Below are 10701 nucleotides of genomic sequence, written 5' to 3' on the forward strand. Positions count from 1 at the left end.
TATGCATTAAGCGCATTTAACTAAACAGCACAAATTACCTGATAATCAGTTTTTGTTTATATATAGAATTATCCGATGTCGCTGAAATAATATATACACCCGGAGAAAGAGTATTTGAAGGGTCTATTGCTGTGAGCTGACCACTACTGTTCTTATCTATATTGGTTACTTTGGACAGCACTTCTCTTCCCATCGAATCATAAACTACTACAATAATGGGTTGTTCATCGTCTGCGCCCATATTAAGGTTGAGATAAACGCTGCTGTTTGGCTGAACAGGATTAGGATATAAACTGAAACTGAAAGCGTCTTTGAAATCCACTGCAACCGATTTAGAATATTTAAACTTTCCGTCAAAATCGGTTTGTTTCAGCCTGTAGTATTGAATACCAATTACAGGTTCATGATCAAAACTTTCATAGTTTATTATTCGTGTTGAGTTGCCCGCACCTTTAACAGTACCGATCATTTTCCAATCTGTACCATTTAGTGATTTCTCAATAGTGAAAAAATTATTATTTGTTTCGCTCGCCGTGCGCCAGTATATGCGGACCTTGTCAGTCTGCCCTATAGCATTAAAATTCAGGAGTTCAATGGGTAAATAAACACTGGATATTGTTGCCATAACATCCCCGCGGCCCTGCCCGCCAAAATACTGAGCTTTTGTGGTTAAGGGTAAAGTTAAAAGTAATATCAGGTATGTGTAAATTCTTTTCATTGTTTACTTTTTCAATTTTACTCAACTAATCTTATGGCGCTGTACGCACGCCGCGTCCTCCCTGTGAGTCGTGACGAAATGAATGCAGACCATTTCCGCTTGCTGCTGCTCCCCGGCTTGAAGTGGTCAGGTAAGAAGCATCACGATACCAAGTTCCTCCCCTGAAGCCATAACCTTGAAGCGAAGTTGAGCCCGGGTTATAACCGCCTGTACCCGGCCATGATGCAACATCATTATGACCTGAGCTATTCAATAAACCATTTCCGTGATCTCCTGTAAAGGCGCGGGCTAATGGTTTTGCCACAGGAACTATCATGTGCCAGGTGCTGCCTCCCAAATCTAATACACCATAATAGGTGGCTCCCGCTTGTTCGCGAGTGGTACCTGCACCTGCAAAAGCTCCGACACGCATGGTACCCCAAACAGCAGCATTATAGGATTGATTGGCCCCGGCATTGCTTGCCGTTTCAGTAATCTCACCCGAATTAGTCAGTCCTGTGGGAGCTGTAGCCCCTGTTGTACTACCCCATACGTATTCGTTGGCCACAGGTGCCTGGTCACCCCTACAGACTTTTTCGTATTCTAATTCAGTCATTGGCCGGAGGCCCGACCAATCCAGATAAGCCAAAACATCCAGCCACGACAACCAGTTGCATTCATTCCCGAGACCATCGTTGGCTTCTCCACCAACCCAGTTTCCCCGTAATACAGTTGCATTTATTGGTGGGGGTACATATTGCAAAGTACCGCCTCCTGCATAATCACAAACAAAGGTGAGGGGGATGTAAGGTGCAAATGCAGTGTCACATCTTATACCCTGCCTGAAATTAATTGTAGAGCTGTTTCGCATTACATAACATCTTTGAAGCCATGTTGTGGTATCATAAAGCACAGTAGCTACCCTTGAAGCTTGTTGGGTACGGGTAAGTGTATTCAAAAAATTTGCATAACCTTGCTGGGTGATGGCATGTTTCATACAATAAAATGCTTTATAGCCTTTCGGGAAACTTGCCGGAAGAGTTACGGGTCTGGTTGTGCCGGGATAAATTGTACTTATCGCACTCTTTGCAAATAAGCTTCCGGGAACCGAGTCCATTACCATAGCATCTTCTGATGTTATCTGGTAAGGTATTGTATTGCCCGCACTCCACGATCCATCTGTAAAACTACCGCTTTCTGTTCCACCGCTTCCCACATAAAAACTTGCCTGGGGTATATATACCATTTCCATAGCGTAAACCTGGACATCCGCTACATCGGCATTCGCGCAGCCATTAGCTCCGTAGTTCCAACGCAGCTGCACACCAGTCAGTGAAAAAGTTCCGGTTCCATCAGCACTACGGTAAATAAATGCGCCAAGTCCCGGGTTAGTTGTAGAATTAAAAGGAGAATCTGGTGTCAATAAACCAATATCTATTGTACATCCGGTAGGTGCTGTATGTCCGGAGCTATTTAACCAAGCATGCTGCCAGCTTCCACCCGAGATACGAAATTTTATGAACACCCATACGGCATCCCGGTTATTTGGGGCCGCGCTTGTGCGCCAGGAATTTTCCCAGGAAATATCAAATTGAACCATTGTATACTGCTCCGCCTGATTGGAACCTACTAGTTTGGCGTTAGTGACAGTAAGATTATTGGCAAAAACACCTGAACTTAAAAACAGGTATATGATCATAAGCTTACTATGTATAACTGTTTTCATAGTTTAAATTGTTTTGATTTATGACCACACCAACTGCGTATTTATACGTAGTCAATTGATTAAAGGTTGCAATTTTTTACTTTTTGAACCCATTTAGTTTTAAACAGGGTTTGTTAATTTCTAAATATTTTTTAACAATATATTGATTTTCAATATATTATGAAAAATATTAGATTGATCAGGAGACTTAGTTGATGAAGGGATTTTACGTATTATGCAGATATAATACCAATTTGATGGGTCGGAATAGGTAGTCCGTCGGTATTATTTCTATGTTGATTGATCTACTGTTCAATTGGAGTTAAGGTATTTGCCCAGGTAGTTTCCCATACTAAAACAGGCCTGTAGTAAGTAACCACCGGTTGGTGCGTCCCAATCCAGCATTTCACCAATGCAAAAATGGCTGGGTAATTTTTTTAATTGAAAATATTCATCCACTTCTTCCGGTGAAATACCACCGACTGTAGAAATAGCCTCATCGATCGGAGCCATGGCTGCTACTTTTAAGGGTAAATGTTTTATTTTATCAGCAAGAATTAACGGATTAACGAACTCTTCTTTTGTTAGAATAGTTTTTAGCAGTGCAATTTGTACGTCGTTTAAATTCAATTCGTCCTTCAATTGTTTTGTGTATGATCTGTTCCCTTTGCTTCTTAGTTTATTTTTTATTTCATTTTTTGTAAAATCCGGTTTCAGGTCGATAAACACAACCGCGGTATTGTTTTCATTAAGTTGTTTACGTATCTGTGGACTTAATCCGTAAATGGCTCCGCCCTCTAATCCAAATTGTGTAATTACCAACTCTCCTTTTTTTATAACATTATCGCAGGTGATAGTAATGTTTTTTAATGAAGAACCTTCAGCCTGATCTCTAAATTTTTTATCCCATTCGATCTTATAAGCACAATTGGAAGGTTGAAACGGAACGATAGTGATCCTTTTCTGTTCAAATAAGTTTGTCCAACTACCGTCTGAACCGGTAATACTCCAACTGGCACCCCCGAGCGCGAACACAACAATACCCGCTTTTATAAAATGCTCTTTTTTATCGTGTTCGAAAATAAGCTCATTATTGCTGTTCCAGCCTTTCCATGTGTATTCTGTCAGCAGCGTAACATGCTTTTTCTTCAACTCATTTAATATAGCGTTGAGTACATCAATTGGTTTTATTCCCTTAACCGGGAATACTCTTTTACTTGTTCCGACATAGGTGTCAATACCAATATCTTTTAGCCAGTTGCGCAGATCAGTGTTTGTGAATGAGCGAATACTATCAGCTAAAAATATTTTCGGGGTGTAACGTGAAATAAATTGCTCCCGCTCTTCGGAATGTGTTAAATTAAAACCTCCGTCACCTGCCACTAAGAATTTGCGCGCGGGAGCCGCTTTTCGTTCATAGATGGTAATGTCAAACAGGTTTTGATCAAGTGTGGCTGCCAACAATAGGGCGGAAGGGCCGCTGCCTATGATCGCTATTGTTTTTTTCATTTATACTGATCGTCAGGTACACCAACTTCAGGCATTTCTTTCCCCGCAGAAAATAAAAAGTCAATTGGAGTGTCAATGTCATAAAGCCATTGATAACCGCTTGATTCTCTTCTGCAGAATGGCTCTACCAGTTGTATCATGTCTTTGTAATTGTTTATTGTGAGATCACAAAAGAAATTATGATCATCAACTGTTGATATTCCTTCGTCACTTTCGCCAACACGAAGGGTAAGTTTGCAATTTATGGGTTGAATAAAACCAAGAGAGGTTAAATCTATGTGATCTTCATGGTTTGCAATCAACTCGTTAATAGCCTGGCGAAATTCTTTTGCCTGCAACGAATTGAAGTCGAATAGCCGGACTGCATGTTCGTTATACTCAGTAATATTTTTTAAAAATTCTAATTTCATATATTTTTCACTTAGGGAAAAAGTGTGTGTCAGCGATGCGGAATTTAATCAATCGTATTATCTGTAAAGACTTATTCGATAATTACCTTAGAAGCTCCAACACATTGCTGTTTTAGGAAATACCGGACAAAATAGATTCCTTCCTGCAAATTTCCTTTGTCCATTTGCAACTCAATACTTTTGTTCCCGGAGTCCATCACTCTATAGGTGGGAGTGCAAATTCGCCCGCTGATATCGGATAGCACCAGGTTAAGGTCTGTAGGATGAATTTCTTCATTAGAAGTGATCGTAATATGAGTTTGAACTGTGAATGGGTTGGGGTAGGTAATGGAGTTGATCTGACCATTATTTATATCATTAACAGAAAACCAGAATTTCATTTTAGGCAGCTGACCTGTTGAATCGGTCTTAATGAGAAATAAGTTAGGAGCGTTAAAGCCAATTTTTGTTGAGTCTGTAAAGCCACAGATAATAAATCCCTTATCGCGTGTAATCGCAACAGAGTAACATTCATCTTTGCCACCGGTGCCGTAAGTTGGGCCGTCAATAAAACCTCCTGAACTATTTGTAATAAGCAAATAGCCTTCATTCTTTCCTCCTCCGTAAGAGAAGGTAACACCTATACAAGCAAGGTTTCCGTTTTGCAGTTCAACCAATCCCTCTAGGCTATCGTAAATAGAATCTTTAAGCAGGCCATTTGAAATCTGCCAGTTGATCGATCCGTTATTGTAGATCCTTGTAAGGTACATATTGGCATCTTTGCTACAATAGCTGTAACTACGTCCGCAAAAAACATAATCGCCGTTTTTGCATTCAATGATATCATTGGCAAGGTCTTCTTTTAGTCCGCCAAAACTCCTTGTCCATAATGTATCTCCGGTTGAATTTGTTTTTACCACATAAGCATCTCCGCCCGTAGTATCTGCAAAACTTTTAGTGAAGCCGGTCAGTATAAAATCACCTGTAGCAGTCTCCCGCACTGATCTTGCTTCATCATCGTATCGTCCACCGAATGTTTTTGTCCACGTAGTGTCGCCAGTTATGTTCGTTTTAATAAGGTACATGTCTTCACTACCTTTTCCGTAGCTGTATGTGCCCCCGGCTATAATAAATCCTCCGTCACTTGTTTGGTGTATGCTGTAAGCAAATTCCCAATCGGTACCGCCATAGGTTTTTTCCCAGACTTTATTTCCCCAGCGGTCGAGCCGCGGTTCGTACAACATATATATCTGAGTTTCCATTTGTAAAGCTGCTGGTGGTACCAACGGCAATATATCCATTGTCGTATGTTTGCCTCGCGCAGTATCCGTGATCAGGAGAGTTGCCGCCAATGGAATGTTTAAACTGTATTGATGCGGCATAACAGGTTGACGCCGCTGTAAATACAATAAAGAATAAATATTTTATACCCATTTTTATTTAAAAACTCTTTGTTAATGATAATGCTGCACCCTGTCCCGTAGCCAGTTTGGGAACTATAAAACCTTCTATGTTATTGCTATAAGCACGAAGCATAAACCCTTTTCCAAAATCAATGGCTAAGCCGGTATTAGTGTTGAACAGGCTGTAACCTCCATAAGCAAGACCGAGGCTTACCATGAGTTTTGGTGTTAAATAGCGGTTAACAATAAAATAAATGTTGAATTTATTGTTGGCATTGAATATAAAGCGGATGCCCTTAGAGAACTGCCATTTGCCAACAGTGGATAAAGAGTTAAAATGAAATACCGCCGGAAGGGTTGTGATAATTTTACCGGGAGAAAACTTTACATTTTTGTTTAATATACTGTCGGCGTTAGTGTTTCCGAATGCCGAACTATTCAATTCAAAAATATTATCAACGCTTACCCCGTCATAATGATGAATAGAATCAACGGATGCGGTAGCGGAATTTCCGTTCCACCATATCATGCCAATGTCGCGCAGTTCAATGGTCATACGTTCTGCCCTGTTTTCTTTTGTCATGTATGGAATATCGGCGTATACATCAATGCTGAAGCCCATTCCGTTATTTCTTCCGAGGCTGCTGTTGGCGGTATCCGACCGTTTGTAAATGATATTGCTGTTAAAATCAATGTATTGGCCATCCAATGCAGTATAAAGTTCAGCTTTTTTGGCATGTATTGATTGATATTGCTGCCCATTAAGTGCTGAGAGACCAAGGGCATAGGTCACCTCGCCATTATTGATCTTTTTGGTCATCCCAACCTGGAATTGCTGGTATTGGTATAGGTTCAGATTAAAGTTTGTAAGATCAGCCGTTTCACCTGCAAATTGTTTGTTGCCATAAAAGCCAAGTTTGAACAGGTCATTGGAGAATCGCGCATCAACATGGTTTCGGTTTTTGAGGCTGGTAAAAAAACTTATTTTGGAATTTTTAGAAAGTGTATCGGGTTTATACCTGTAATAAACAGAGTAATTTAGCTCCGCGCCCAAACGGTTTTCAAGGATAAGGTTACTGCTCACCCGGTCTTTCATTGGTGTAGTGATATTCCCGCTTTTATAAAAAGTATTTACAAACTCAGCAGTGATCGCGTTCGAATTAAAAAAATAATCGGCATTTACACTTAAAGTTGATTTATGTCCGAGGTAATTTTTATCGAAAGGAGTATAAATGTCCTGAGCCAACAGGCCCGTACAACTTAAAACGAATAGTATATAAATTATTTTTCTCACTTTTTGGTTGAAAAGCTGTAGTTGATATCCGCTACTAATCTGAACTCGAGTTTGTAGTGATTGTAAAGGCTTATAGGATTGGGTTGGTTAGCTGTATTAAAACGCGCCACCACCAATACTTTTCCGGAATGCACTAATTTGTCGAGTTTTTCTTTTGTTACGGGAATGGTAAGCTTTGTATTAACCGGCTGCGAAACTTTAAGATTTGTACCAAGTAAAGCGCTTGCCACATTATTGTTTGGAGGCACGAGTAACGAATCGGTCTTTGAAAGAGTATTATCCAGCAGATAGATCTGTACAGCGGCGTCAAATGGCAGGCCGTTCACTGTATACAAATATAAATTGCCATTGTTTATTTTTTCATGCTCCCGGATGCTGCTTAGATCAAGGAGCAGTGTATCTGATAAGGTAAGGTTGGTAGCTAAAACCGACAATGGAATTTCGATATTCATTTTTGCTTTTATGCCGTAATCCGAGTAAACAAAATCGTTTGATCCCGAAATATTTCCGAGGGGATTTACATTTACCTGCATGGTATAGCTTAATTTATCCGGCATATTGCCGACCAGGGAGCTGATATTGGAGTTGCCGCTGTTCAGGAGAATCGTTTGAACAGTTGGAATTACTGGTGTAGCCATAACTCCTGTTTCAACAGCCCTGTTAATGTTTATTGATTTATTGATCGCCGCAGAACTGACCAGGTCTACATTTGTTCCGGTCCTGGTATTCATGGAAGTTATTTTACTGATCTTCAACCGCGCGTCAACACCGATCGAATTCTCAAGATCGAGTTTTACATTTACGTCAGGAAGGCTTAAGGTGCCCGACTTGATATTTTTAAACATTGTAAAATCACTTTGCTCCGGACCAACTGTAACAACGGTTTGGCCCAGGTATCCGCGGGCGTATCCGGGCTTAATGCTGTATGCGCTGTTGGTGATGAACAGGCTGTCATCGAGGGCTACTGTGACATAATCCACCGCCTTTGAAATGTATGCTTTTACCTGCGTTGTTACAATGTTGTATTTGGTACCGGTTAATCCCGTGAGATCAATGGTATAGCCTGCCAGATCAATAATCGTATCATAAATAGCGGGGACTAAATTGCTTCCTCCGGGAACAGAGTCAAACAAGGAGAAAGGAATGCTGTTGAGAGTAGCGCATGGAATTTTATATTCAAAAACAATCGTACTGTCCATTCGGTTCTCTACATGCAATTTGATGTATTCTGTTTTAATGATTGCTTTCTTTAGTTCTATGCCGCTCAGGTCGAAATCGATCTCCGAGGTTTTGTTTATAAGTACATCACCGGGACTATAGCTATAAGGTATGGGTGTAACGAATGAAAAACTTACTGTAGTGTCAGGCACCTGCGCAAGTGTATCGGACGAGAAATTAATAAGGTCGCTATTGTATACAATTTTAATGGAACTATCAGGGTTGCTCACTAAAAGCGAATCAGTGACTAAGTCGTTAATACTCAGGCTTGATTTAATAAGAGGAGCCAAAACATCAACATCCCACGTTGGCTGACTTGAATCTTTTCTGCAAGAAGTAAAACTTAAAGCAGTCAAAAAGAGGAATAAAATACTTTTGAGGACCGGTTTGATCATAACAGATACATAAAAATACTAATTTTAGCTAACTTGTCGGTTATATACTAAAACGAAACTTTATAAGTTTATTGTTCAGGTAAATCTGGTCTTTGTGTGTAAAAGAATCAAATATCCCTTTATAGCCTTTGTATGTTTGGCTTGCTTTTCTGTAAAAGCGCAGATCACTGAAGGCATTTACAGGTTTGATACCCGAATTAATGGTTTAGTACCCCATCCTCTTTCCAACAAAGCGTTTAAAAGTACCTTTATCGGAGTTTATTCGGTGAGCGGTTCGCAGAATGTTCAATTGTTTAAAAATTTTTATGCCGGTATATGCGGTGGCAATTCGCTTTATAAGATACCAACCAATAAGCTGGTAGCAGGTAATGGATATCGGTTAAGCAATCAATTTCAGCTTAACTGGGCAGGACTAAATATAGGTTATGACTATTATTTCACACCGCATGGATTTTTATCAACCTCCATCTCGATCGGGCAGAGTTTCGGCAAGTTCAGTTCGATACAAACCATTACTCCTGCTACTATTAAAGATGAGTTTAACACAGCTTATCTGCAGATCACGGAGAACATTAATTTCATCCTGGAGGATCATTTTGGAATAGGGTTTCTTGTGAGTTATACATATATAAATCACTCATTTGACCCTGCAGATATTGCATTGGATCAATTTAAACATTATGAAAGTGGAGATATGAACGGAGCAGTAAGTCATTTGGAAGTTGGCTTCAACCTTTATTTCGGCTATGTGAAGAAAAAGAAATAAATTAATCATTCAAAGGGGATCATCGTATTCATTTTTTTTTACTTTTGATTGAATAAAAATCAATTGCAATATGAACATTCACGAATACCAGGGAAAACAAATTCTTAAAAAATTTGGAATAGCAACAGGTGAAGGCATTATTGCCGAAACTCCTGAATCGGCTGTTGAAGCCGCAAAAAAGCTACAGGAACAAACCGGAACAAAGATATGGGTGGTGAAGGCCCAGGTGCATGCGGGAGGACGCGGGAAGGCCGGCGGAGTAAAAGTCGCTAAAACCCTTGAGGAAGTTAAAGAAAAGGCCAAGGCAATCCTTGGTATGAACTTAGTATCTCGCCAAACCGGTCCTCAGGGAAAAATCGTTCATAAAGTTTTGATCGCGAATGATGTTTATTATCCCGGCGAAAGTAAGCCTCAGGAATTTTATATGAGTGTTCTGCTTGATCGTAAAAAAGGACATAACACAATCGTTTATTCGCAGGAAGGTGGCATGGATATTGAGGAAGTAGCGGAGAAAACGCCGGAAAAAATATTTAAAGAAGAAATTGATCCTAAAGTGGGTTTACAGGGTTTTCAGTGTCGTAAGATCGCATTCAATTTAGGACTGGATGGCCAGGCATTCAAAGAAATGACAAAGTTTATTGCGAGTCTTTATAAAGCCTATGAGCAAACAGATTCCAGCATGTTTGAAATTAATCCTGTATTAAAAACCTCTGATAATAAAATTATAGCCGTGGATGCAAAAGTAAGCCTTGATAATAACGGGTTGTTTCGTCACCCGGATTATGTTGAAATGCGCGATGTACTTGAAGAAGATGCGACAGAAGTAGAAGCCGGAAAATTCGGTCTGAACTATGTAAAGCTGGATGGAAATGTAGGCTGCATGGTGAATGGAGCCGGTCTGGCAATGGCCACAATGGACATTATTAAATTATCGGGAGGCGACCCTGCCAATTTCCTGGATGTTGGAGGAACTGCAAATGCTGAGCGTGTGGAGAATGCCTTTCGTATCATTCTGAAGGATCCCAATGTAAAAGCTATTCTGGTAAATATTTTCGGTGGCATTGTTCGTTGTGATCGTGTTGCACAGGGTATTGTTGATGCCTATAAGAATATTGGAAACATTAAAGTTCCTATCATTGTTCGCTTACAGGGTACCAATGCGATTGAAGCCAAGAAGCTCATTGCTGATTCGGGATTAAAGGTTTTCTCGGCTGTAGAGCTACAGGAAGCAGCTGATCTCGTTAAGAAGGTTCTCAGTTAGGAAATTAGGGGTGACCGCTCCAAGCGCAATGTCATTAAGTTCTATATTATATTGCTCTTTTATA

10 protein-coding genes are annotated in these 10701 nt (G+C 40.1%); 2 read left to right on the forward strand and 8 right to left on the reverse strand.

Going from position 1 to position 10701, the window contains the following annotated elements; genetic code table 11:
• Positions 1-34 precede the first annotated feature (34 nt).
• From HYU69_09245 to HYU69_09280, 8 genes are all read right to left on the reverse strand, one after another.
• Complete coding sequence (locus tag HYU69_09245) at positions 35-718, reverse strand: T9SS type A sorting domain-containing protein (GenBank protein MBI2270525.1); 684 nt, start codon at positions 716-718, stop codon at positions 35-37.
• Between the two features lie 31 nt (positions 719-749).
• On the reverse strand, positions 750-2423 hold the full coding sequence (locus HYU69_09250) for a hypothetical protein (protein MBI2270526.1): 1674 nt from the start codon (positions 2421-2423) through the stop codon (positions 750-752).
• 291 nt (positions 2424-2714) lie between these two features.
• A complete protein-coding gene (locus HYU69_09255; protein MBI2270527.1) occupies positions 2715-3911 on the reverse strand; it encodes a TIGR03862 family flavoprotein in 1197 nt (398 codons plus the stop codon).
• A complete protein-coding gene (locus tag HYU69_09260) occupies positions 3908-4321 on the reverse strand; it encodes a hypothetical protein (GenBank protein MBI2270528.1) in 414 nt (137 codons plus the stop codon). The genes HYU69_09255 and HYU69_09260 overlap by 4 nt, the downstream gene beginning before the upstream one ends.
• A 71-nt stretch (positions 4322-4392) precedes the next feature.
• The gene (locus HYU69_09265; protein MBI2270529.1) at positions 4393-5544 is read right to left on the reverse strand and encodes a T9SS type A sorting domain-containing protein; all 1152 of its coding nucleotides are present in this window, start codon (positions 5542-5544) and stop codon (positions 4393-4395) included.
• Positions 5507-5734, reverse strand: a complete 228-nt coding sequence (locus HYU69_09270) for a hypothetical protein (protein MBI2270530.1) — start codon at positions 5732-5734, stop codon at positions 5507-5509. The genes HYU69_09265 and HYU69_09270 overlap by 38 nt, the downstream gene beginning before the upstream one ends.
• Positions 5735-5740: 6 nt before the next feature.
• Positions 5741-6997 (reverse strand): hypothetical protein, encoded by a 1257-nt coding sequence (locus tag HYU69_09275; protein MBI2270531.1) that lies wholly within the window; start codon positions 6995-6997, stop codon positions 5741-5743.
• A complete protein-coding gene (locus tag HYU69_09280) occupies positions 6994-8610 on the reverse strand; it encodes a hypothetical protein (GenBank protein ID MBI2270532.1) in 1617 nt (538 codons plus the stop codon). The genes HYU69_09275 and HYU69_09280 overlap by 4 nt, the downstream gene beginning before the upstream one ends.
• Positions 8611-8704: 94 nt before the next feature.
• Here HYU69_09280 and HYU69_09285 point away from each other — a divergent pair, with 94 nt between their 5' ends.
• Entirely contained in the window at positions 8705-9376 is a 672-nt protein-coding gene (locus HYU69_09285; protein MBI2270533.1) for an autotransporter outer membrane beta-barrel domain-containing protein, read from the forward strand.
• 70 nt (positions 9377-9446) lie between these two features.
• Positions 9447-10637 (forward strand): ADP-forming succinate--CoA ligase subunit beta, encoded by a 1191-nt coding sequence (sucC, locus tag HYU69_09290; GenBank protein ID MBI2270534.1) that lies wholly within the window; start codon positions 9447-9449, stop codon positions 10635-10637.
• Positions 10638-10701: the final 64 nt, after the last annotated feature.

Source organism: Bacteroidota bacterium (genome assembly GCA_016183775.1).
Lineage (GTDB): Bacteria > Bacteroidota > Bacteroidia > JABDFU01 > JABDFU01 > JABDFU01.

What these genes read in the sequence shown, in the direction of transcription:
- HYU69_09280 (MBI2270532.1), bottom strand. Translation starts at nt 8,610, where the DNA reads ATGATCAAACCGGTCCTCAAAAGTATTTTATTCCTCTTTTTGACTGCT.
- HYU69_09270 (MBI2270530.1), bottom strand. Translation starts at nt 5,734, where the DNA reads ATGGGTATAAAATATTTATTCTTTATTGTATTTACAGCGGCGTCAACC.
- HYU69_09250 (MBI2270526.1), bottom strand. Translation starts at nt 2,423, where the DNA reads ATGAAAACAGTTATACATAGTAAGCTTATGATCATATACCTGTTTTTA.
- HYU69_09260 (MBI2270528.1), bottom strand. Translation starts at nt 4,321, where the DNA reads ATGAAATTAGAATTTTTAAAAAATATTACTGAGTATAACGAACATGCA.
- HYU69_09265 (MBI2270529.1), bottom strand. Translation starts at nt 5,544, where the DNA reads ATGTTGTACGAACCGCGGCTCGACCGCTGGGGAAATAAAGTCTGGGAA.
- HYU69_09245 (MBI2270525.1), bottom strand. Translation starts at nt 718, where the DNA reads ATGAAAAGAATTTACACATACCTGATATTACTTTTAACTTTACCCTTA.
- HYU69_09255 (MBI2270527.1), bottom strand. Translation starts at nt 3,911, where the DNA reads ATGAAAAAAACAATAGCGATCATAGGCAGCGGCCCTTCCGCCCTATTG.
- sucC (MBI2270534.1), top strand. Translation starts at nt 9,447, where the DNA reads ATGAACATTCACGAATACCAGGGAAAACAAATTCTTAAAAAATTTGGA.